At 59.0% G+C, this 21,634-nt stretch carries 23 protein-coding genes; 8 read left to right on the top strand and 15 right to left on the bottom strand.

The window, feature by feature from the left end:
• Window positions 1-103: 103 nt before the first annotated feature.
• Window positions 104-1,021 carry a sulfate adenylyltransferase subunit CysD gene (cysD, locus tag EAH78_RS06400; RefSeq protein WP_027924547.1) on the top strand — a complete coding sequence of 306 codons (918 nt, stop codon included), beginning with the start codon at window positions 104-106 and terminating at the stop codon, window positions 1,019-1,021.
• A 9-nt stretch (window positions 1,022-1,030) separates the two neighbouring features.
• Complete coding sequence (gene cysN, locus EAH78_RS06395) at window positions 1,031-2,929, top strand: sulfate adenylyltransferase subunit CysN (protein ID WP_140666752.1); 1,899 nt, start codon at window positions 1,031-1,033, stop codon at window positions 2,927-2,929.
• Window positions 2,930-3,111: 182 nt separating this feature from the next.
• Here the strand turns inward: cysN and EAH78_RS06390 are convergent, their stop codons facing one another.
• From EAH78_RS06390 to EAH78_RS06380, 3 genes are read right to left on the bottom strand one after another with little or no spacing between them, the layout of a single operon-like run.
• Window positions 3,112-4,017, bottom strand: a complete 906-nt coding sequence (locus EAH78_RS06390) for an acyltransferase (RefSeq protein ID WP_140666750.1) — start codon at window positions 4,015-4,017, stop codon at window positions 3,112-3,114.
• Window positions 4,018-6,117, bottom strand: coding sequence for a phosphate acetyltransferase (gene pta / locus EAH78_RS06385; RefSeq protein WP_140666748.1), 2,100 nt, complete (start codon window positions 6,115-6,117; stop codon window positions 4,018-4,020).
• 60 nt (window positions 6,118-6,177) lie between these two features.
• Entirely contained in the window at window positions 6,178-6,516 is a 339-nt protein-coding gene (locus EAH78_RS06380; protein ID WP_140666746.1) for a DUF3565 domain-containing protein, read from the bottom strand.
• On the opposite strand from EAH78_RS06380, the gene EAH78_RS06375 reads away from it, so the two are divergent.
• The 3 genes from EAH78_RS06375 to EAH78_RS06365 all read left to right on the top strand — a co-directional run bounded on the left by EAH78_RS06375 (window position 6,485) and on the right by EAH78_RS06365 (window position 8,835).
• Window positions 6,485-6,970: an FKBP-type peptidyl-prolyl cis-trans isomerase gene (locus tag EAH78_RS06375; RefSeq protein ID WP_140666744.1), complete on the top strand. Its 486-nt coding sequence runs from the start codon at window positions 6,485-6,487 to the stop codon at window positions 6,968-6,970. The two genes, EAH78_RS06380 and EAH78_RS06375, sit on opposite strands and share 32 nt — an antisense overlap.
• Before the next feature lie 122 nt (window positions 6,971-7,092).
• Complete coding sequence (locus EAH78_RS06370; protein WP_140666742.1) at window positions 7,093-7,575, top strand: glutathione peroxidase; 483 nt, start codon at window positions 7,093-7,095, stop codon at window positions 7,573-7,575.
• Window positions 7,576-7,731: 156 nt separating this feature from the next.
• A complete protein-coding gene (locus tag EAH78_RS06365; protein ID WP_140666740.1) occupies window positions 7,732-8,835 on the top strand; it encodes an NADH:flavin oxidoreductase in 1,104 nt (367 codons plus the stop codon).
• Window positions 8,836-8,959: 124 nt separating this feature from the next.
• Here the strand turns inward: EAH78_RS06365 and EAH78_RS06360 are convergent, their stop codons facing one another.
• The 3 genes from EAH78_RS06360 to cysZ all read right to left on the bottom strand — a co-directional run bounded on the left by EAH78_RS06360 (window position 8,960) and on the right by cysZ (window position 12,732).
• A complete protein-coding gene (locus tag EAH78_RS06360) occupies window positions 8,960-10,159 on the bottom strand; it encodes a glycosyltransferase family 4 protein (protein WP_140666738.1) in 1,200 nt (399 codons plus the stop codon).
• A gap of 72 nt (window positions 10,160-10,231) precedes the next feature.
• Entirely contained in the window at window positions 10,232-11,821 is a 1,590-nt protein-coding gene (locus tag EAH78_RS06355; RefSeq protein ID WP_140666736.1) for a beta-N-acetylhexosaminidase, read from the bottom strand.
• A 155-nt stretch (window positions 11,822-11,976) separates the two neighbouring features.
• Entirely contained in the window at window positions 11,977-12,732 is a 756-nt protein-coding gene (gene cysZ, locus EAH78_RS06350) for a sulfate transporter CysZ (protein ID WP_140666734.1), read from the bottom strand.
• Window positions 12,733-13,045: 313 nt separating this feature from the next.
• Between cysZ and trxB the strand changes: the two genes are divergently transcribed.
• Window positions 13,046-14,008: a thioredoxin-disulfide reductase gene (gene trxB, locus EAH78_RS06340; RefSeq protein WP_140666732.1), complete on the top strand. Its 963-nt coding sequence runs from the start codon at window positions 13,046-13,048 to the stop codon at window positions 14,006-14,008.
• Window positions 14,009-14,064: 56 nt separating this feature from the next.
• Here the strand turns inward: trxB and EAH78_RS06335 are convergent, their stop codons facing one another.
• From EAH78_RS06335 to EAH78_RS06305, 7 genes are all read right to left on the bottom strand, one after another.
• Window positions 14,065-15,315: a 2-aminoadipate transaminase gene (locus EAH78_RS06335; protein WP_140666730.1), complete on the bottom strand. Its 1,251-nt coding sequence runs from the start codon at window positions 15,313-15,315 to the stop codon at window positions 14,065-14,067.
• 255 nt (window positions 15,316-15,570) lie between these two features.
• Window positions 15,571-15,909 carry a HopJ type III effector protein gene (locus EAH78_RS06330; protein WP_140666728.1) on the bottom strand — a complete coding sequence of 113 codons (339 nt, stop codon included), beginning with the start codon at window positions 15,907-15,909 and terminating at the stop codon, window positions 15,571-15,573.
• Complete coding sequence (locus tag EAH78_RS06325; protein ID WP_140666726.1) at window positions 15,902-16,198, bottom strand: DUF1244 domain-containing protein; 297 nt, start codon at window positions 16,196-16,198, stop codon at window positions 15,902-15,904. Before EAH78_RS06325 ends, EAH78_RS06330 begins: the two co-directional genes overlap by 8 nt.
• A gap of 68 nt (window positions 16,199-16,266) precedes the next feature.
• Window positions 16,267-16,638, bottom strand: coding sequence for a dihydroneopterin triphosphate 2'-epimerase (gene folX / locus EAH78_RS06320; RefSeq protein ID WP_008000591.1), 372 nt, complete (start codon window positions 16,636-16,638; stop codon window positions 16,267-16,269).
• Window positions 16,638-17,216 (bottom strand): GTP cyclohydrolase I FolE, encoded by a 579-nt coding sequence (gene folE, locus EAH78_RS06315; RefSeq protein WP_140666725.1) that lies wholly within the window; start codon window positions 17,214-17,216, stop codon window positions 16,638-16,640. Before folE ends, folX begins: the two co-directional genes overlap by 1 nt.
• Before the next feature lie 21 nt (window positions 17,217-17,237).
• Window positions 17,238-17,948 carry a dihydromonapterin reductase gene (folM, locus tag EAH78_RS06310; RefSeq protein ID WP_140666723.1) on the bottom strand — a complete coding sequence of 237 codons (711 nt, stop codon included), beginning with the start codon at window positions 17,946-17,948 and terminating at the stop codon, window positions 17,238-17,240.
• A 71-nt stretch (window positions 17,949-18,019) separates the two neighbouring features.
• Window positions 18,020-18,589 carry an antibiotic biosynthesis monooxygenase gene (locus EAH78_RS06305; RefSeq protein ID WP_140666721.1) on the bottom strand — a complete coding sequence of 190 codons (570 nt, stop codon included), beginning with the start codon at window positions 18,587-18,589 and terminating at the stop codon, window positions 18,020-18,022.
• 174 nt (window positions 18,590-18,763) lie between these two features.
• Between EAH78_RS06305 and EAH78_RS06300 the strand changes: the two genes are divergently transcribed.
• Window positions 18,764-19,759, top strand: a complete 996-nt coding sequence (locus tag EAH78_RS06300; RefSeq protein ID WP_140666719.1) for a MerR family transcriptional regulator — start codon at window positions 18,764-18,766, stop codon at window positions 19,757-19,759.
• A gap of 3 nt (window positions 19,760-19,762) precedes the next feature.
• Here EAH78_RS06300 and EAH78_RS06295 read toward each other — a convergent pair whose 3' ends face one another.
• Window positions 19,763-20,368: a hypothetical protein gene (locus EAH78_RS06295; protein ID WP_140666717.1), complete on the bottom strand. Its 606-nt coding sequence runs from the start codon at window positions 20,366-20,368 to the stop codon at window positions 19,763-19,765.
• Between the two features lie 54 nt (window positions 20,369-20,422).
• Complete coding sequence (locus EAH78_RS06290; protein ID WP_140666715.1) at window positions 20,423-20,899, bottom strand: PAS domain-containing protein; 477 nt, start codon at window positions 20,897-20,899, stop codon at window positions 20,423-20,425.
• Window positions 20,900-21,000: 101 nt separating this feature from the next.
• On the opposite strand from EAH78_RS06290, the gene EAH78_RS06285 reads away from it, so the two are divergent.
• Window positions 21,001-21,453 (top strand): flavodoxin, encoded by a 453-nt coding sequence (locus EAH78_RS06285; protein ID WP_140666713.1) that lies wholly within the window; start codon window positions 21,001-21,003, stop codon window positions 21,451-21,453.
• The last annotated feature ends 181 nt before the right edge of the window (window positions 21,454-21,634 follow it).

The raw sequence follows: 21,634 nt of genomic DNA, 5'->3' as shown, positions 1-21,634 counted from the left end.
TTTCGATCTAGTTGGCGTCCTGATTAGAAGAGGTCGCTGTGCTAGGATTCCTCGCTCGAACACGGCCCGCTGGCCGTCCATAAGATCGTTTTCGTGAGTAGCCATGGTCGACAAACTGACGCATCTGAAACAGCTGGAGGCCGAAAGCATCCACATCATCCGCGAGGTCGCCGCCGAGTTCGATAACCCGGTGATGCTGTACTCCGTCGGTAAAGATTCCGCCGTGATGCTGCACCTTGCGCGCAAGGCATTCTTCCCGGGCAAGCTGCCGTTCCCGGTGATGCACGTTGACACCCGGTGGAAGTTCAAGGAAATGTACGCGTTCCGCGACCGTATGGTTGAAGAACTCGGCCTTGACCTGCTGGTGCACGTCAACCCTGATGGTGTTGCACAGGGCATCAACCCGCTGACCCACGGCAGTGCCAAGCACACCGATATCATGAAAACCGAAGGCCTCAAGCAGGCCCTCGACAAGTATGGTTTCGACGCCGCTTTCGGTGGCGCCCGTCGTGACGAAGAGAAATCCCGCGCCAAAGAACGCGTGTATTCCTTCCGCGACACCAAGCACCGCTGGGACCCGAAAAACCAGCGTCCAGAGCTGTGGAACGTCTACAACGGCAACGTCAACAAGGGCGAATCCATTCGTGTGTTCCCTTTGTCGAACTGGACCGAACTGGACATCTGGCAGTACATCTACCTCGAAGGCATCCCGATTGTGCCGCTGTATTTCGCCGCCGAGCGCGACGTCATCGAGATGAATGGCACCTGGATCATGATCGACGACGAACGCCTGCTCAATCACCTGAGCGATGAAGACAAGGCGCGCATCGTCAAGAAGAAGGTCCGTTTCCGTACGCTGGGTGACTACCCGCTGACCGGTGCGGTCGAGTCCGAGGCTGTCACGCTGACCGACATCATTCAGGAAATGCTCCTGACGCGAACTTCCGAACGCCAGGGCCGGGTCATCGACCACGATGGCGCAGGCTCGATGGAAGAAAAGAAACGTCAGGGTTATTTCTAAGGGGTTGTCATGTCGCACGTATCTGATTTGATCAGCGAGGACATCCTCGCCTACCTGGGCCAGCACGAACGCAAGGAAATGCTGCGCTTTCTGACCTGTGGCAACGTCGACGACGGCAAGAGCACCCTGATCGGGCGCCTGCTGCACGACTCCAAGATGATCTACGAAGATCACCTGGAAGCCATTACCCGCGACTCGAAAAAAGTCGGCACCACCGGCGATGACATCGACCTGGCATTGCTGGTCGACGGCTTGCAGGCCGAGCGTGAGCAGGGCATCACCATCGATGTCGCTTACCGCTATTTCTCCACCGCCAAGCGCAAATTCATCATTGCCGACACCCCCGGCCATGAGCAGTACACCCGCAACATGGCCACCGGTGCTTCTACCTGTGACCTGGCGATCATCCTGATCGACGCCCGTTACGGCGTGCAGACTCAGACCCGTCGCCATAGCTTCATCGCCTCGTTGCTGGGCATCAAACACATCGTGGTGGCCGTCAACAAGATGGACATCAATGGATTTGACCAAAGCGTGTTTGAGTCGATCAAGGCCGATTACCTGAAGTTCGCCGAAGGCATCGCGTTCAAGCCGACCACCATGGCCTTCGTGCCGATGTCGGCGTTGAAAGGCGACAACGTGGTGAACAAGTCCGAGCGCTCGCCGTGGTACACCGGCCAGTCGCTGATGGAAATTCTGGAAACCGTCGAAATCGCCAGCGACCGCAACTACACCGACCTGCGTTTCCCGGTGCAGTACGTCAACCGTCCGAACCTGAACTTCCGTGGTTTTGCCGGCACCCTGGCCAGCGGCATTGTGCACAAGGGCGACGAAGTCGTTGTGCTGCCGTCGGGCAAGAGCAGCCGCGTGAAATCCATCGTCACCTTCGAAGGTGAACTGGAGCACGCAGGTCCGGGTCAGGCTGTGACGCTGACCATGGAAGACGAGATCGACATCTCCCGCGGCGATTTGCTGGTACACGCCGACAACCTGCCGCAAGTGACCGACGCCTTCGACGCCATGCTGGTGTGGATGGCCGAAGAGCCGATGCTGCCGGGCAAGAAATACGACATCAAGCGCGCGACCTCGTATGTGCCGGGTTCGATCACCAGCATCGTCAACCGCGTTGACGTCAACACGCTGGAAGAAGGCCCGGCCAGCGCCTTGCAGTTGAACGAGATCGGTCGGGTCAAGATCAGCCTCGACGCGGCCATCGCGCTGGACGGTTACGCGAGCAACCGCACCACCGGTTCGTTCATCGTCATTGACCGTTTGACCAATGGCACCGTCGCGGCCGGCATGATCATCGCTCAGCCAGTGGCCCATGGCAGCGCTACGCATCATGGCAAACTCGCTCACGTCGCCACCGAAGAACGCGCCCAGCGCTTCGGCCAGCAACCGGCCACCGTGTTATTCAGCGGCCTGTCGGGCGCAGGCAAAAGCACCTTGGCCTACGCGGTTGAACGCAAGCTGTTCGACATGGGCCGCGCAGTGTTTGTGCTTGATGGCCAGAACCTGCGTCACGACCTGAACAAAGGTCTGCCACAGGATCGCGCCGGACGTACCGAGAACTGGCGTCGTGCGGCACACGTTGCGCGTCAGTTCAACGAAGCCGGTTTGCTGACGCTGGCAGCGTTTGTTGCGCCGAGTGCTGAAGGTCGTGAGCAGGCCAGGGAACTGATCGGCAAAGAGCGTTTGCTGACCGTTTACGTCCAGGCCTCGCCGGCGGTCTGTGCCGAGCGTGACCCGCAAGGTCTGTATGCGGCGGCCGGGGATAACATCCCGGGCGATTCCTTCCCGTTCGATGTGCCGTTGGATGCTGACCTTGTGGTCGACACCCAGTCGCTGTCGCTGGAAGAAAGCGTCAAGCAAGTGCTGGATCTGCTGCGTAGCCGCGGCGCGATCTAAGCATTAGCCGCCAATAAAAAACCCGCCGATGAGTGATCATCGGCGGGTTTTTTTGTGTCTGGGAGGACGCCTTCGCGAGCAAGCCCGCTCCCACATTCAATCTCTGGCGTTCGCGAAACCTGTGTTCACTGAAGATCTAATGTGGGAGCGGGCTTGCTCGCGAATAGGCCGGTACAGGCGACTCAAACCTTGGCGGGATACTCCCGATGCATCTGCCCCAGCAACGCATCCTTATCCAGCCACAACTGATTGATCCACCCCTGAAACTGCAACCGATACTCGCCATCCTGGTCGTAGTTCTTGCCGATAAACTGCGGCGGAATCTTCAGCTCCTGAAAATGCACGACCACGTCGTTCACATTCCCGCAGAGCAAATCCCAATACCCCGGACGCCCGCCCGGATAGTGAATCGTCACGTTGACGATGGATTCCAGCTGCTCGCCCATCGCATCCAGCACAAACGCAATGCCACCGGCCTTGGGTTTGAGCAAATACTTGAACGGTGATTTCTGCTGCGCGTGTTTACCTTCGGTGAAGCGAGTGCCCTCAACGAAGTTGAAAATCCCCACCGGGCTGTTGCGAAACTTCGCGCAGGTCTTGCGCGTGGTTTCCAGGTCTTTGCCTTTCTTCTCCGGGTGCTTTTCCAGATACGCCTTGGAATAGCGCTTCATGAACGGAAAGCCCAGCGTCCACCAGGCCAGACCAATCACCGGCACCCAGATCAGCTCCTGTTTCAGAAAAAACTTCAGCGGCTGGATGCGGCGGTTGAGTACGTATTGCAGCACCATGATGTCGACCCAGCTCTGGTGGTTGCTGGTGATCAGGTACGAGTGCTGATAGTCCAGGCCTTCCAGGCCGCTGAGGTGCCAGCGGGTACGGCAGACCAGGTTCATCCACGCTTTGTTGTTGCTGATCCAGGCTTCATGGGTGTGGCTCATCAGCCAGCGTGTGAAGCGTTGGGTGATGGCGAACGGGAGCACCTTGAAAATCGCCACGAAGAACAGAAACGAGCACAGCAGAAGGGTATTGAGGGCCAGCAACAACGAAGCAATCACACCGCGCACGGCGGCAGGCAGGGAATCCAGCATTTAAACATCCATAGGTCGGTTGGCAGCCTGAATCGCGGTCAACGCGATGGTGTAGACGATGTCATCGACTTGCGCGCCGCGCGGCAGGTCGTTCACCGGTTTGCGCAGGCCTTGCAGCATCGGTCCGAGACTCACGCAGTCGGCGCTGCGTTGCACGGCTTTGTGGGTGGTGTTGCCGGTATTCAGGTCGGGGAACACGAACACCGTGGCGCGACCGGCGACCTGGCTATTCGGCGCCAGTTGCTTGGCCACCGTTTCGTTGGCCGCGGCGTCGTATTGCAACGGACCATCGATCAGCAGCGAGTTTTGCTGTTCGTGGGCGAGCAATGTCGCTTCGCGAACTTTCTCGACCTCTTCGCCGCTGGCGGACTCACCGCTGGAATAGCTGATCATCGCCACGCGTGGCGTGATGCCGAACGCGGCCGCCGAGTCGGCGCTTTGCAGGGCGATCTCGGCCAGTTCGCTGGCGCTCGGGTGCGGGTTCATCACGCAATCGCCGTAGACCAGCACTTCTTCCGGAAACAGCATGAAGAACACCGACGACACCAAGGTGCAGCCCGGTGCCGTTTTAATCAGCTGCAGGGCAGGGCGGATGGTGTTGGCGGTGGAGTGGATGACGCCGGAGACGAGGCCATCGACTTCATCCAGCGCCAGCATCATGGTGCCGATCACCACGGTGTCTTCCAGTTGCTGCTCGGCCATCGGCGCGTTGAGACTTTTACTTTTGCGCAGCGCAACCATCGGCTCGACGTAGCGTTCGCGGATCAGATCCGGGTCGAGGATCTCCAGCCCCGGCGGCAGCTCGATGCCTTGAGCGCGAGCCACGGCTTCGACGTCCGCCGGCTTCGCCAGCAACACGCAACGGGCAATGCCACGAGCCTGGCAGATCGCCGCGGCTTGCACGGTCAACGGCTCACTGCCTTCTGGCAGCACGATACGTTTGTTCGCCGCCTGGGCGCGTTGGATCAATTGGTAGCGGAACACAGCGGGCGACAGGCGCATCTCACGCGGGGTGCCGCAGCGCTGGTGCAGCCAGTTGGCATCGAGGTGGCTGGCGACGAAGTCGGTGATGATCTCCGCACGCTCGCGGTCGTCGATGGGGATTTCCTTGTTCAAGCCGTTCAATTGGTTGGCGGTGTCGTAGGAGCCCGTGCTCACCGACAACACCGGCAAACCCGCCTGCAACGCGCCACGGCACAAGTCCATGATGCGCGGGTCGGGCAGGGTGTCGCTGGTCAGCAGCAGGCCGGCCAGCGGCACGCCGTTCATGGCCGCGAGGCTGACGGCGAGGATGATGTCGTCGCGATCACCGGGTGTCACCACCAGCACGCCGGGCTTGAGCAGCTCCACGGTGTTGCGCATGGTGCGGGCGCAGATGATGATGTTGGTCATGCGCCGTGTTTCGTAATCGCCGGCATTGAGGATTTGTGCGCCCATCAGGTCGGCGACGTCACGGGTGCGCGGGGCATTCAATTCCGGCCGGAACGGGATGCAGCCCAGCAAACGGAAATCTCCGCTGCGCAGCAACGGCGAGTGCTCCTTCAAGCGCGAGGCGTAGACGTCCATGCTTTCGTCGGTCTTGACCTTATTGAGGATCACACCGAGGACTTTCGGGTCTTTCGGCCCGCCGAACAGTTGCGCCTGCAATTCCACGCGGCCAGAGAGTTCTGACAGGGCTTCGCTTTCCGGCGCCGAGACCAGAATCACATCGGCATCCAGGCTCTTGGCCAAATGCAGGTTGACCCGTGCTGCGTAGCTGGCGCTGCGGGTCGGGACCATGCCTTCGACGACCAGCACGTCCTTGCCGACAGCGGCTTGCTGATAAAGGGTGATGATTTCTTCGAGCAGTTCATCCAGCTGACCATCGCCGAGCATGCGCTCGACGTGCGCCAGGCCCAGTGGCTGCGGCGGCCGCAAGCCGTGGGTGCGGGCCACCAGTTCGGTGGAACGTTCCGGGCCGGTGTCACCCGGATGGGGCTGGGCAATCGGTTTGAAAAAGCCGACTTTGAGGCCAGCGCGCTCAAGCGTGCGCACCAGCCCGAGGCTGATGGAGGTCAGACCCACACCAAAATCGGTGGGTGCGATAAAAAAAGTTTGCATGCGGATTCTCTAAGGGAGCATGGCAAAGGCGATCGTTTATACCTGACGATCTACCGAAATTCAGTCGCCAAGGTTATCGCTAACCGGGCCTTGTGCGCACCAACCGCAGTCAAAGGGCTGGCCTATTTTTTCAATACGTTGCGCAGGGTCCAGGACCCAGGCACGCGATTGCCACGGTGGCTGGTGGCGCAGGTGCTGGCTGTGGCCACAGGAAAGCTCGGCCACCCAATGACCGTCCTCATCCTGATGGAAGCCTGTGACCGTTGCGCCTGGCGTCGCCAACCTTCCGTCCGGGTTGTGTTCGCTTTCGGGCGATGGCTTCGCTAAACTTGGCCTTTCTTCATTCTTATGCAAAAGGTCTCGCCCCATGCTGATCGCCGCCAATAAGGCTGTCTCCATCGACTATACCCTGACCAACGACGCTGGTGAGGTCATCGACAGCTCCGCCGGTGGCGCGCCGCTGGTCTACCTGCAAGGCGCAGGTAACATCATCCCGGGCCTGGAAAAGGCTCTGGAAGGCAAAGCTGTCGGCGACGAGCTGACCGTAGCCGTTGAACCTGAAGATGCCTACGGCGAGTACGCTGCCGAACTGGTCAGCACCCTGAGCCGCAGCATGTTCGAAGGCGTCGACGAACTGGAAGTGGGCATGCAGTTCCACGCTTCCGCTCCGGATGGCCAAATGCAGATCGTCACCATTCGCGATCTGGACGGCGACGAAGTCACCGTCGACGGCAACCACCCGTTGGCCGGCCAGCGCCTGAATTTCCAGGTCAAGATCATCGACATCCGTGACGCCAGCCAGGAAGAAATCGCTCATGGTCACGTCCATGGCGAAGGTGGCCATCACCACTGATTTTCTGCGCTAAGCTCAGAGAACTGGAGAGGCGCCCGAGGGCGCCTTTTTAGTCGGCGGCTGTCCTTGGGGGCACCGCCAAGTGGCTGTTTCGAGAAGAACACGGGAATTTGGAGTTCGTCATGAGTGCTTTTCACGAGCTTAAGTTGACAGCCCTGGATGGACAGGAGCTACCGCTGGCGCCATTCAAAGGGCAAGTCGTGCTGGTGGTCAACGTCGCCTCCAAATGTGGCTTGACCCCACAGTACGCGGCGCTGGAAAACCTCTACCAGCAATTCAAAGGTAAGGGTTTCAGCGTACTCGGCTTGCCTTGCAATCAGTTTGCCGGGCAGGAGCCGGGTTCCGAGCAGGAAATCCAGGAGTTTTGCAGCCTCAACTATGGCGTGACCTTTCCGTTGTCCAGCAAGCTGGAAGTCAACGGACATGAGCGTCATCAGCTCTACCGCCTGCTGGCGGGCGAGGGCGCGGAATTCCCGGGTGACATTACCTGGAACTTCGAAAAGTTCCTGCTGGGCAAGGACGGTCGTGTGCTGGCGCGGTTTTCCCCGCGTACGGCGCCGGATGATCCAACGATCGTGCATGCGATTGAAAAAGCGCTGAGCTGAACCCCAAAAAATCGCAGCCCTCGGGCTGCGATTTTTTATGCCTGCCTTTTGACCCTTAATCACCCAGATCAATAGTGCTGGGCAGCGCTTTGAACTGCGCATATTATCGCCGTCATAAAATTCCATCCCGTCGATATCGTTTTCGTGGAGTGCCTCATGCCCGTTAAAGCCCTGTTTAAACCGTTCCACCTCGGCACCCTCGAACTGCCGACCCGCGTCGTCATGGCGCCGATGACCCGCTCGTTTTCGCCGGGTGGCGTGCCTAATTCCAAAGTGATCGAGTACTACCGTCGTCGCGCCGCCGCAGGCGTGGGCTTGATCATCACCGAAGGCACCACCATCGGTCACAAGGCGTCGAACGGCTACCCGAACGTGCCGCATTTCTACGGTGAAGCCGCACTGGCCGGCTGGAAGAAAGTCGTCGATGCGGTTCACGCTGAGGGCGGCAAGATCGTTCCACAGCTGTGGCATGTCGGCAGCGTGCGCCGTATCGGCACCGAACCGGATGCGAGCGTCCCGGGTTACGGCCCGTCGGAAAAATTGAAGGACGGTCAGGTCGTGGTTCACGGCATGACTAAACAAGACATCCAGGACGTGATCGCCGCGTTCGCCCAGGCCGCCAAGGATGCCCAGAGCATTGGCATGGACGGCGTTGAAATCCACGGTGCCCACGGTTATCTGGTCGATCAGTTCTTCTGGGAAGGCAGCAACCAGCGCACCGACGAATACGGTGGCGACCTGGCTGGCCGTTCGCGTTTTGCCATTGAGTTGATCCAGGCCGTGCGTGCCGCGGTCGGCGAAGGCTTCCCGATCATCTTCCGTTTCTCGCAGTGGAAACAGCAGGATTACACCGCGCGTCTGGTGCAAACGCCGGAAGCGCTGGGCGAGTTCCTCAAGCCGTTGTCCGACGCCGGCGTGGATATTTTCCACTGCTCGACGCGCCGTTTCTGGGAGCCGGAATTCGATGGCTCCGAACTGAACCTGGCCGGTTGGACTCGCAAGCTCACCGGTAAGCCGACCATCACCGTGGGCAGTGTGGGTCTGGATGGCGAGTTCCTGCAGTTCATGGTCAACACTGACAAGATCGCGCAGCCAGCCAGCCTGGAAAAACTGCTGGAGCGCCTGAACAATGACGAGTTCGACCTGGTGGCGGTAGGGCGTGCGCTGCTGGTGGATCCGGACTGGGCGCAGAAAGTGCGCGACGGGCGTGAGGAAGACATCCTGCCGTTCAGCCGTGAGGCGTTGATGACCTTGGTTTAAATTGTCTGCAAGGTCTTCTTCGCGAGCAAGCCCGCTCCCACATTTGATCGCGTTTCTGCGAAAAAACGCGGTCTAATGTGGGAGCGGGCTTGCTCGCGAAGACGGATTCAATGTCACCATGCAGTCAGGATAAGGTCTGTGCCCCAGGAACCACCACTTCCCCCACACAAGCCCCCCGCAACTGCCCCTCGAACTGCTCGATAATCGCCGCCCAACCCTGCCGGCTAGCATGCTGACGGGCATTCAAGCGCACGCAGCGCAATGTCTCGCGCTCTTCCAGCAGCCACGCTGCCGCGTCGCAAAACGCCTCTTCATCCCCCGGCATCGCCAGCACGCCGTTATAGCCATGTCGGATATGTTGAGCGGCGGCCGCCTGATCGTAAGCCACCACACCCAACCCCGAGGCCAATGCCTCAAGCACCACGTTGCCGAAGGTTTCGGTCATGCTCGGAAACAGGAACACATCACCGGATGCGTAGTGACTGGCCAACGCTTCGCCACGTTGTGAACCGCAGAAAACCGCCTCGGGCAGTTCCTGCTCCAGCACCGCTCGTTGCGGGCCGTCACCGATCACGATCAAACGCAGGTTGCGCTGTGGATAAGTGGCCTTCAGTGCGTCGAAACTGCGCTTGAGCAATCCGAGGTTTTTCTCCGGGGCCAAGCGCCCGACATGAATGATCGCGATGTCGTTCTCGGTCAGTCCCCACTGTTCGCGCAGCGATGCCAGCCTTTTGCTCGGATGAAACAATTGGCTGTCGACCCCCCGGGAGAGCAAGGCCAGGCGTTCGAAGCTGCGACGCTCAAGCTCCATCCGCTGGCTGGGGCTCGGCACCAGGGTCAGAGTCGACCGGTTGTGGAACCAGCGCAGGTAGTGAGTGAGCATTCGCGTCAGCAATCCCAGCCCGTATTGGCTCGAGTACTGCTGAAAGTTGGTGTGAAAACCGCTGACCACCGAAATTCCCAGGCGCCGTGCCGCGCGTAACGCAGACAAGCCCAGTGGCCCTTCGGTTGCGATGTACAGCACGTCCGGTCGATGCCGGGTCCAGCGCCTGAGCAACTTGTGCATCGACGACTGGCCCCATTGCAGGCCGGGATAGCCCGGCAGCGGCCAGCCACGACACAACAGCAAATCATCGTCACCGCTTATCTGCTGATCACACAGTTGGCGTGGCCGGACCAATTCCACCTGGTGCCCGCGCGCGCGCAAACCGTCGCACAAGCGGCCAAGGGTATTGGCCACGCCGTTGATTTCCGGTGGGAAGGTTTCGGTGATCAGAGTGATATGCAGAGCTGTCGTCATGACCTCAGTGTCGGCTGAGGCCATGTCGTCATTGTTGCGTTTCGATGATGGATTTATGACGCGGAGGCCCTTAGGGGCGGCAGATACGGCCAGTCATCAACGTTCCGGTGGCGCGAAGGCAACCGAACGGGTAATCGGTTGCACCTCCTTCATGGTGTTGGCCGCGTGCGGTGATCCCCATGAACGTTGCCCGATGGGTTGCATCCATAGAATCAGATGCGACCAGATTTTCTCAGCTGACAGGTAATCGGGTTCATCGGCCCATATTTGTATGCCTCCCCCTTTCATCGCAGGGTGGACTGAATCGATGATCGTCACGCTTTGACCGGCCTTGTCCATGAAATGGTTGGGGCGCCAGAAATCGTAAAGTCCATAAGGCGAATGCTTGCGATCCACCAGATTGCTCCAGTCGGATCGGATGACAAAGTAGAAGTCGCCGTGGGCATTGAGCACGGTGTACCCGGCATCGATCAGCGCTTGTACGTTTTTCTCACTGCGAACGCTGCCCCAGATACTCCAGCAAAGTATTTCAACGGCGGTATCGACCTGGATCACTTGATTGTCTTGAACGACGGCATCGTTCCATATGCGTGCAGTCTTGCCATTCTCGCGCACGAAACCCGCCAGCTCATTGACGAATTGTCGGACGCCATCGCGCGAGTTGGCGCCTGGTTTTCCCGAAGCCTGCCGTGCGTATTCAGCCAGTTTTGGCGTGTTGTAGGGGGTGATCGGAGCGAGGAAATACTCGTCGGCTTCCAGATTGACATGGGTGCAGTCTGGAAACATGTGGAACACATCCTTGAGGAGCTCTTTGACAAAGCGGCGTGCGGCCGGAAGGCTGAAATCCAGCGCTTTGGGCACAACGGTGCCATCGCTCAGGTGCAGTTGAAATTCGGGCTTGTTGCGCAGTATGAAATTCATATGCCCAGGCGATTCAATCCCGGGAATGACGTTGATGTGGTACGAGGCAGCGGTGTCGAGTATCTCTTTGAGTTCCTCTACGCTCCAGGCATCCGCACTGGATAGGTCTGGATGAGAAGGAAACACGATCCGAACACCCTCATTGTCGGTGAGGTGAAGATACAGCGTGTTGAGCTGGTTCCACGCCATCTCGCGCAGCAGGTTTTTGATCCATTCAGGGCTGTAATACTTGCGCCCGACATCAAGCAGAACGGAGCGCTCGGCATAAGCAGGAGCGTCAATGACCACTCCTGGGGCAAGTGTGGCGCAAACCAGTGCTGCTTTATGCAAGGTCGTCAATGCCCGGGCCATGGCTTCCGGGTTTTTTGCGGTGACGCGAATGGCGTCGGTAATATCGATGCGGTAGGCCTCGTTCAGGCCTTTGGCGGGTATCGGGACTTGCGCCGTATCAGGCGCAGACATATTCAACACGACATCCCCCCGACTCTGCGGCGGACTGCCTGAGGCGAGCATTACGGCGGGTGGTTTGCTGAGACCGGCGGCAACGGCGAGCCCGAATGCCAATCGTGTCGCCAACGGGCGGATGCGCTCATCGTCGATGAGAATACGCGTGCTTTCGTTGAGGGTGCAGGCGACCCCGGCAACAGGCTGTGCATAGCGTACTGCCGGACTCAGGCCGGCCCAGGCAAAGCGCTCGCCGGGAGTATTTCCGGTCGTGTGGATTGTCGTTGCGGCAGAGGCGAGGGGGGGAGCGGGTAATGGCATTGAATAAAATCTCCATAAATTGAGGTCACGTCTCTTCCTTGATGCATGAGAATTCTCATGCAGGTGGACCTCATGATTTATTGGATACGTCATTCCTGATATTGGCTACTGTCAGCAATAGCCGGTTATAAATATTCACCAAGAGATACGGATGTTCAGGCGGTGCTTCGTTCCAGCGTGTCAGCTCCACGCTCCCTCACCCAAAACAATGTTGCCCCCGCCACAGCCGCCGGCATCATCAAAATGTTGACCACCGGAATCAGCAGCACCAGATAGACGATCCCGCCAAAGCTCATGCTCTGCCAGCGCTTCTGCCGCAACCAGGCGAGCATTTCGTTCCAGCCCAGCTTGTGGTTATCCGCGGGGTAGTCGATGTATTGGATCGCCATCATCCACACCCCGAACAGCAGCCACAGCGGCGCGGCGATGATGTTCACCACGGGGATGAAGGAGAGAATGAACAGCCCGAGCGCCCGGGGCAGGAAGTAGCCGAGTTTGCGCATCTCCCGGGACAGGGTGCGCGGGATCATGGCGATCAGTTCGCCCCAGCTGAAGGACGGGAAATCGTCGGTGCCGCGTACCACCACTTCGACTTTCTCCGCGAGGAAGCCGTTGAAGGGGGCGGCGATGACGTTGGCGAGCATGGTGAAGGTGAAAAACACCATCAGCACCACCAGCACCACAAAAATCGGCCAGAGAATGTAACTGAGAAAACTCAGCCAGTCGGGGAGGGTGGGCATCAGCGTATCGACCCACAGACTAAATTGATGGCCGGCCAGGTAAATCAATCCGACGAACAGCACCAGGTTGATGGCCAGCGGCAACAACACGAATAAACGCAGGCTGGGGCTGAGGACCAACTTGAGGCCTTCGCGCAAGTATTGCGGTCCAGACAGGACGGGTGCGGGCATAACGTGCTCCGGGCAGAGGGAAACGCGCCGACCTTACCGGCTTTGCCGAAAGGGCGAAAGCGCGGCAGCGGTATCGACATTCACTGTAACAAAGACGCCTATATAGTCGCCGCAGTGGGATAGAGACCACCTATGAGCTGGATTGTTAATCCGTATTTCCTTAATCTTCGCCCCCTCGATACGCTGCACCCAATCTTTTTGCAGGACTGTCGTACTCAAGCCTTCCCCAAGGTCAACCACGGTCCTTTTTTATTCCCGCCGGCAACCCGGCGTTCCGCGCCCGGTGTCCAGGGCCGGTCAACAGGAGCAGGTCATGTCTGAAGTCCGTCATTCGCGAGTGATTATTCTCGGTTCCGGCCCTGCCGGTTACAGCGCTGCGGTCTATGCCGCCCGTGCCAACCTCAAGCCGTTGTTGATCACCGGCATGCAAGCCGGCGGTCAACTGACCACCACCACCGAAGTCGACAACTGGCCGGGCGACGTCCACGGTCTGACCGGCCCGGCGTTGATGGAACGCATGAAAGAGCACGCCGAGCGTTTTGAAACCGAGATCGTTTTCGATCACATCAATGCCGTGGACTTTGCTTCCAAGCCGTACACCCTGATCGGCGACAGCGCGAAGTACACCTGCGACGCGCTGATCATCGCGACCGGCGCCAGCGCTCGTTACTTGGGCCTGCCGTCCGAAGAAGCGTTCATGGGCAAAGGCGTGTCGGCCTGCGCGACCTGCGACGGTTTCTTCTATCGCAACAAGCCAGTGGCTGTGGTTGGCGGTGGCAACACCGCGGTTGAAGAAGCCCTGTACCTGGCCAACATCGCCAGCAAGGTGACCCTGATCCACCGTCGCGAAACCTTCCGCGCCGAGAAGATCCTGATCGACAAGCTGAATGCCCGGGTTGCCGAAGGCAAGATCGAGCTGAAACTGAACTCGAACCTGGACGAAGTCCTGGGCGACAACATGGGCGTGACCGGTGCTCGCCTGAAGAACAACGACGGCAGCTTCGACGAGCTCAAAGTCGACGGCGTGTTCATCGCCATCGGCCACACCCCGAACACTTCGTTGTTCGAAGGTCAGCTGACGTTGAAAGACGGCTATCTGGTAGTGCAGGGCGGCCGTGAAGGCAACGCCACGGCGACCAGCGTCGAAGGTATCTTTGCCGCCGGTGACGTGGCTGACCACGTTTACCGTCAGGCCATTACCTCGGCCGGCGCTGGCTGCATGGCGGCACTGGACACCGAGCGTTACCTGGACGACCTGCAGAACGCCAAGTTCTGAGATCGTTGAAATGAAAAAACCGGCCTCGGCCGGTTTTTTTTTCCTCGATTTTGGGTTCAGTCCAGTTTTTTCAGGCAGGCCTCAAGGATGTCCAGCCCTTCCTCCAGCACCGAGGCTTCGGTGGTCAGCGGCGCCAGCAGGCGGATGATGTGGCGCGACTTGCCGCTGGGCATCAGCAGCAAGCCTGCCTCCCGGGCTAACGCCAGCAGTTGCGTCAACTGGGCCGGCGCCGGTGTGCCATCGGCATTGGCCAGTTCAATGCCGCGCATCGCGCCAACGCCGGTCAAGCGCCCCAGGTAAGGTGAAAGTTTGCTGTCATGCCAGGCGTGGTAACGGCTGACGATCGCTTCTTCCTGTTGCGCGCCCCAGGCTTGCAGGTTGGCATCCGTCATTTCGTCCAGTGTCGCCAGCCCGGCGGCGCAGGCGATGGGATTGCCCGAGTAAGTCCCGCCCAGACCGCCCTTGGGCAACGTGTCGAGCAATGCCTTGCGCCCGACCACCGCACCCAGCGGCACGCCACCGGCAATGCTTTTGCCCAGCAGGATCAAATCCGGCTCAATGCCCAGCCGCGAAAACGCAAAGCGCTCGCCGGTGCGGCCGAAGCCAGACTGGATTTCATCGACGATCAGCAGGATGTTCTTTTCATCACAGAACGTGCGCAGCGCTTGGGCGAACTCGACGTCCATCGCCAGGAAGCCTGCTTCACCCTGCACCGGTTCAACAATAAAACACGCCACGTCTTCAACGTCGATCTCGACGCTGAACAGTCGGTCCATGGCCTTCAGCGCTTCGGCGCAGGTCACGCCGTTGTCCTTGCTCGGGTAGGGCAAGTGAAACACCGGGCCGGGAAGCACGCCGACTTTCTGTTTGTAGGGGGCGACCTTGCCGTTGAGGTTGAGGGTGGCGAGGGTGCGGCCGTGGAAGGCGCTGTCGAAGGCGATCACGGCGGTGCGGCCGGTGGCGCCACGGACGATCTTCAGGGCGTTTTCCGCCGCTTCCGCGCCGCTGTTGGTGAGCATGCCGCTGACCGGGTAATTCACCGGGATGAACGCGGTCAGGCGTTCCATCAGTTCGAGGTAGGGCACATGCGGGGCGGCGTTGAACGCGTAGTGGGTCAGGCGGGTGGCTTGTTCGCGAATGGCGTCGACGATGCGCGGGTGGCAATGGCCGAGGTTCAGCACGCCGATGCCACCGACGAAGTCGATGTAGCGTTTGCCATCGGTGTCCCAGACCTCGGCATTTTTGCCGTGGCTGAGCGTGACAGGATGAACGATGTTGATCGACCGGCTGATGGATTCGCTGCTCATGGATGACCGACTCTGAAGAAGGGATGCTTCTTTTTATCTAAGCCGTGAGCAGCGGTGCCCGGCAAACGAAATAAAGTCGCCGGGTCAATCTTAAAAGTCGGGATGTGTGCGAACAGGAGATGGGCAGGTGAAGCGCGGCCTGTGGCGAGGGAGCTTGCTCCCGCTGGGTCGCGCAGCGGCCCCAAAAAAAGAGGGACCGCTACGCAGTCCAGCGGGAGCAAGCTCCCTCGCCACAGGTTTCGTATCAGCCGTAAATCAGCGGCGAGTCAGTGGTTGCTGAGTGAACTTCACGCCTGCCAACCCATGGGCAATCAGCGCGCGGATATTGCCGTGGTCGCTGCCTTCAGGCGTTGCCACCACCGAGCGGTAATGCTCGCCAAACGCCAGCAGCGCTTCTTCATCGTTCAGACCTTCCAGCAGCGCCAGACCCAGGGTCTTGCACGAACCTTCGTTCTGACCTGCGGCGTTTTCTACGCCACCGTTGTTGAAGGCTTGGGGCTGATAGTCGTAATTGGCGGCGATGAAGGCCAGGGTGTCGGCAAAGACGTGTTCGCCGCTCTTGAGGCTGGCGCGCAGGGTGTTCAAATCACTCATTGGGTTTTCCTTTGGCGAACGCCGCTTGTTGTTCGGCGCTGGCTTCTTGCTGGTATTGGGCTTTCCATTCGGCGTACGGCATGCCGTAAACCACTTCGCGGGCGTCATCGAGGCTGACGTCGATCTGGCGTTCGTCGGCCGCGGCCTTGTACCACTTGGACAGGCAGTTGCGGCAGAAACCGGAGAGGTTCATCAGGTCAATGTTCTGTACATCCTTGCGGCTGTCCAGATGGGCCACCAGCCGGCGAAAGGCGGCGGCTTCAAGTTCCAGGCGTTGTTGATCGTTCATGGCGGGCTCTGTGCGGTCAAATCGTGACGCGGATGATAAAAGTCTGACGACCAATGCGCCAGACGCGGTCAGCGGCTCGCCGCCAGGGTAATCGACACCGATTCGGCGAATCGCAGGGCGTGAGGTTTATCGACTTCAACCTCGGCGTACAGCACCGACGTGTTGGCCATGACCAGATCGAGGATTTCCTGGGTCAGGCGTTCCAGCAGCGCAAAGCGATTGCCTTCAACATGGGCGATGATTGCCTTGGTGATGGTGCGGTAGTTCAGCGCGTGATCGATGTCGTTATCGCGCACCGCTTCCTGGGCCGCATACAGGATGGTCAGGTTGATCAGTACATCCTGCTTGTTGAGGATTTCATCCTCGTTGATTCCGATGAAGGTCCGCAGGCACAGGTCCTTGACCCGGATGCGTGCCATGCCTGGTTGAAGTTGTGGCATTACGACGTGCTCCGTCCAATCAATTGCAAGAACTCCTGACGGGTGTTGCTCGACTCGCGGAAGGCGCCGAGCATCACCGAGGTGTTCATGGTTGAATTCTGTTTCTCGACACCGCGCATCATCATGCACATGTGTTTGGCTTCGATGACCACCGCGACGCCTGCCGCGCCGGTCACCTGTTGCACCGCATCGGCGATTTGCCGGGTGAGGTTTTCCTGGATTTGCAGGCGACGGGCAAACATGTCCACCAGCCGCGCAATTTTCGACAGGCCCAGCACCTTGCCGGTTGGAATATAAGCCACATGGGCCTTGCCGATGAAGGGCAGCAGGTGATGTTCGCAGAGCGAGTACAGCTCGATGTTGTCGACGATGACCATTTCATCGTTGTCAGAGGCGAACAGCGCGCCGTTGACGATCTCGTCGACACTTTGTTCGTAACCATGGCAGAGGTACTGCATGGCTTTGGCCGCGCGCGCCGGGGTGTCGATCAGGCCTTCGCGATCCGGGTTTTCACCGAGACCGATGAGGATCTCGCGGTAGCTTTGGGACAGCGCGTTCTGGGGCAGGATTAGCGTCATGGAACATCCTCGCGGGGCATCTTATTTGATGTGCCTTCCGCCATTGACGGTCAGGGTGGTGCCGGTGACATAGGGGTTGTCGAGCAAGTAGCGCAGGCTCTGGTAAATCACTTCGCTGCCAGGCTCGATGCCCAGCGCGGACTTGGCCAGCGCCTTGGCGCGGTAAGCCGCGTCGTCCTCGGGGTTGAACATTAGCAGGGCGGGCGCGATACCGTTGACCTTGATTGTCGGCGCGTATTTCGCGGCGAAGGACAGGGTCAGGCTGTCGAGCCCGGCTTTGCTGGCGCAGTAGGCGATGTGCCGGCTGCTGCCCTTGCGGGTCACGTCATCGCTGATGTGCACAATGTCCGCCGGGTGTGAGCGTTGCAGCAAGTCGGCACAGTGCAGGTTGATCAGGTAGGGCGCAAGCATGTGCACGCTGAACATGCGGGTGAAGGCGGCGGCGTCGTTGTCCGGCGTTTCGCTCAGCCATTCGGAGGCGTTGTGGACAATCGCCCGCAGGCTGTCGGTGTGGGTTTTCAGATCGGCAATGAACGCGAGGATTCCAGTCTCAGTGGAAAAATCAGCAAACACTGCGATAGCGCCCAGATCGCGCAATGCCTGGACGCCGGGGCGTTCGCTGCGGTAGCTGAAGATGACCCGATGGCCGTCTTCAATCAAACGCTGCGCACAATGCAGGCCGACACGCTGGCCGGCACCGGTGATGAGGATTGGGGCTGCGGAAGAGGTCATGAACGGCTCGCGTCGCGGTAAGGGCAAAACTATACCAGCGACGGGAGGCGTGTACCTAGGTTGGTGACGGCTTAGCGGTTCTGTGTGGAAGGCTGGACGGTCAATGGTCGTGCCGGCGTGCTGTTCAGCCAGTTGGCCAGCAGACGGGTCGACAAAGGAATGAAGAAGTAGACCATCAACGGCGTCAGGCACAGCGTGCTGACAAGCACCCGTGGCAGCAGGCTCACTTCGTTCAGCAAAGGCCCCAGGACAAAGTTGAACAACAGGGACACCGGAAAGAAAGCCAACCAGATCGCCACGGCCTGTTTCCAGCGTGGCGGGCGCTGACCGACTGCGCCGAACCAGCCTTCGATGCCGCTGACGCGATGTTCCGTCTTGTGGGCAAACAAGTCGCTGCCGCGCGCCAGCCAGGCCGTGCGCGAGGCAGAGTGTTCCCAGGCGTGCATGGTCTGCTCATTGGCAAAGCGGAAAATAATCTGGAATTCGTCATCGTCGGGCGGCGGAGCGAGCACGCCAGAGCCGAGATAACCGGGAAAATCGGTGGCCAGTTGTTCGCCTTCGCGCAACCAGAGCATTAAGTCCTGATAGCGCCCTTCGGCAACGCGGCGCGCAACCATCAGCGTGACGGGTGAGGTAGACATCATGTATCTCCGTAGACGTTTGCGTTACACCGGGTAGGCGTTTCGCCAGGCACAGCACCGGGGTGGTGGGCTGCGACTTGAGACAAGCAAGGATTATTCCTGATTATGAATATTTCACCAGAGGCGTCTGTCTATTATTAACTCCTTGAACAGTCGGGGGGGAGGAGAGTTAAAATGGGATCCAATTTGCTTGTGGACGTCGACGATCCGATGCCTGTCCAGACTGACGCTACTTCTGTCCCGCAATCGAATGTTTCCCTGGATCGGGAAGAACTCTTTCCTATTCGCGAGGTGGCGCGGCTGACAGGTATCAATCCGGTTACGCTGCGGGCCTGGGAGCGGCGTTATGGTCTGATCCAGCCCACGCGCACTGAAAGTGGGCACCGCTTGTACTCGATGGCCGATATCGAGCGCGTTCGCAGCATCCTTGGCTGGGTCGAGCGCGGCGTCGCGGTCAGCAAGGTTGGCAAGATTCTGGCCAAGATCGAACCGCTCAAGACGCTGGCACATATCATCCCCAACGAACTCGTTCACGCTGACTATGAGCAATGGCAGGAACAAGTCCTGGCCGCGGTGAAGGCCTTTGACGAGGTTCAGCTGGAGCAGGTTTATGGGCAGATCTTCTCCAGCTACCCGCTCTCAGTGGTGTTCGAGGACATATTGCTGCCGCTCTGGAAGCAATTGCTGCACCACAATGAAGCCTTCGGCCTGACCAGCAAATGGCTATTTCTGGACGGCTTTCTGCGTTCTCGCGTGTTGCAACGGCTGCTGCTGGTGCGTGTCATGCAGCCGCGTCGGATCATCGTCTGCGCCTTGGCCGACCAGGCCCGTGAACTGGAAATTCTGGTCACCGCGTTGTACTTGAGCAGCGTTGATTCGGCGATTCAGTTGCTGGCGATTGGTCAGCCCTTCGATGAGTTGACTCTGATCTGTGAGCGGGTCAAACCCCAGGCCTTGGTGTTGGTGTCCAATCACGCGCCGACCGCAGAATTGCCTCGGCTGCTAAATCGTCTGGCCATGAGCCTGGATTGTCAGTTGTTGCTCGCCGGTGATGCGTCGGAACTGGCTCAGGAAAGCCTGGCCGGGTCGTCGATCGGTTGTCTGGGGAATCAGGGGACGGTGATGCGCCAGCGTCTGAAACAGTTCCTGGCGGGAAATCTGGATACCTGAGATTCAGGTATGTAGGGCGGGGTGTGTCAGGCGATGTTGCTGAAGGATGTACTGGCGCAGACGTTCGGTTTCATCCTTGTCAGACTGACTCAACTCGTAGGCGTAGAAACCCTGTTCGGTTTCACGCTCAAAGGTGCCGCGCAATGCGATCCGTTCATAGCCTGACGGGCTGAACCACAAGGCGAAATGCTTGGGTGGCTTGGTCTTGTTGCGCACTTCCAGTAATACGCCCTTGAACGACACTTCATGTACAAACATTGTGCCTGGCTGGCCTTTGGCGTTTTCCAGCGCCACCGGCTCTTCAAGGACCAGGCGCCAAGGACGGACCATCGGCCCGTCTTCATAAATGCTTGGCACGCCCAGACGCAAATGCAGCGCATGAAACTCGTCTTCCACCAGGTGCAAGGGGAAGGTCATTTGCTGGTTTTCGAAGTTGGCCTGGATGGTAACTTGCTCATGAGCCGCGAGGCGTGTGAGCAAATCACGTATCTGCGAACCACCGTTGACAAGCAGGCTCGACGTCGCATCCCGCACATTGAGCTGCGGGTTGTGTTGCATGGTCTGGATAAAATCCAGCTCATCCTGAGTGAGGAGTGCGTCGCGCTGCATGGCTTGCTCGAAAGATATAGTTACAAAATCATTGGTGATTGTAGTTAATGACACTTAATTCGCAGTTTTGTTTGCGCCGTTCGTCGCTTTCAGCGCAGATAGTTCGGCGAGCGCCTCGGCCAACTGTGTTTCCAGTTGCGCAACGCGTTGCTGCGCTTTGACTTGCGTGGTGACGTCCTTTTGCACGCCGACGAAATAAGTCTGCCCGTCGCTCGGGTTTTTCACCGTCGACAGTGAGAGTTCATTCCAGAAAGGTGTGCCGTCCTTGCGGTAGTTCCTGAGGATTTCCCGGCAGGATCCCTCGTTGTTCAAGGCCGCGCGAATGATTGGAAGTGCTTCCTGATCCCGGTCGCCCGACTGCAAGAAACGACAATCCTGATAGAGGATTTCTTCGCTGGTGTAACCCGTCAGTCGCTCGAACGCCGGGTTGACGTAAATGAGGATGTTGTCCTGCTCGCCTTCCTTTTCGGCAATCACGATGCCGTCGTTGGAGGCGTTGATCACCATTTGCAGCAGTTGGGCATTGATCATCGGAGAATCCTTTCCGGTGTGAGGGTGTGTTGCATTCTAAAAGAACAATGCAAGTCCTGCTGTTAATATCCGGTCTTTCGCTCAGTTTCAGGATCAGATTGATGAAAGTTGCCATCCTTTCCGGCTCGGTGTACGGCACGGCTGAAGAAGTCGCCCGTCACGCCTCGAATATTTTGAAAGCCGCCGGTTTCGAAACCCTGCACAACTCGCGCGCGTCACTGGCCGATGTCCTGGCTTTCGAACCGCAAGCGTTTCTGGCCGTGACGTCGACCACCGGCATGGGTGAATTGCCCGACAACCTGCAACCGTTGTATTCGATGATTCGCGATCAACTGCCTGCCGCCTGGCGCGGTCTGCCGGGAGCGGTCATCGCCTTGGGTGATGCGAGCTATGGCGATACGTTCTGTGGCGGCGGCGAACAAATGCGCGAATTGTTCGGTGAACTGGGCCTGCGCGAAGCACTGCCGATGCTGCGCCTGGACGCCAGCGAAACAGTGACCCCGGAAACCGATGCCGAGCCGTGGCTGGCGGAATTGGTCAGCGTTTTGCGCTGAAGATGAGGCTCGTCATACTTCTGACGAGCTCGCTGAGTCTGGTCACTGCAGGGTTACTGGCGTCGGTCCTTTGACATGGATCCAGGCTCATTGCGCCACTGACTCGCTAGGCCATCAAGCTGGCTGCCAATGCTACTACACGAAAACCGGGGGCTGACTAGACTGCTATTACGACAGCAAA

Origin of the sequence: Pseudomonas arsenicoxydans (assembly GCF_006438915.1) — a bacterium.
Lineage (GTDB): Bacteria > Pseudomonadota > Gammaproteobacteria > Pseudomonadales > Pseudomonadaceae > Aquipseudomonas > Aquipseudomonas arsenicoxydans_A.
The sequence above is the reverse complement of the archived record's forward strand: the minus strand, read 5'-3'. Positions and strand labels throughout refer to the sequence as shown.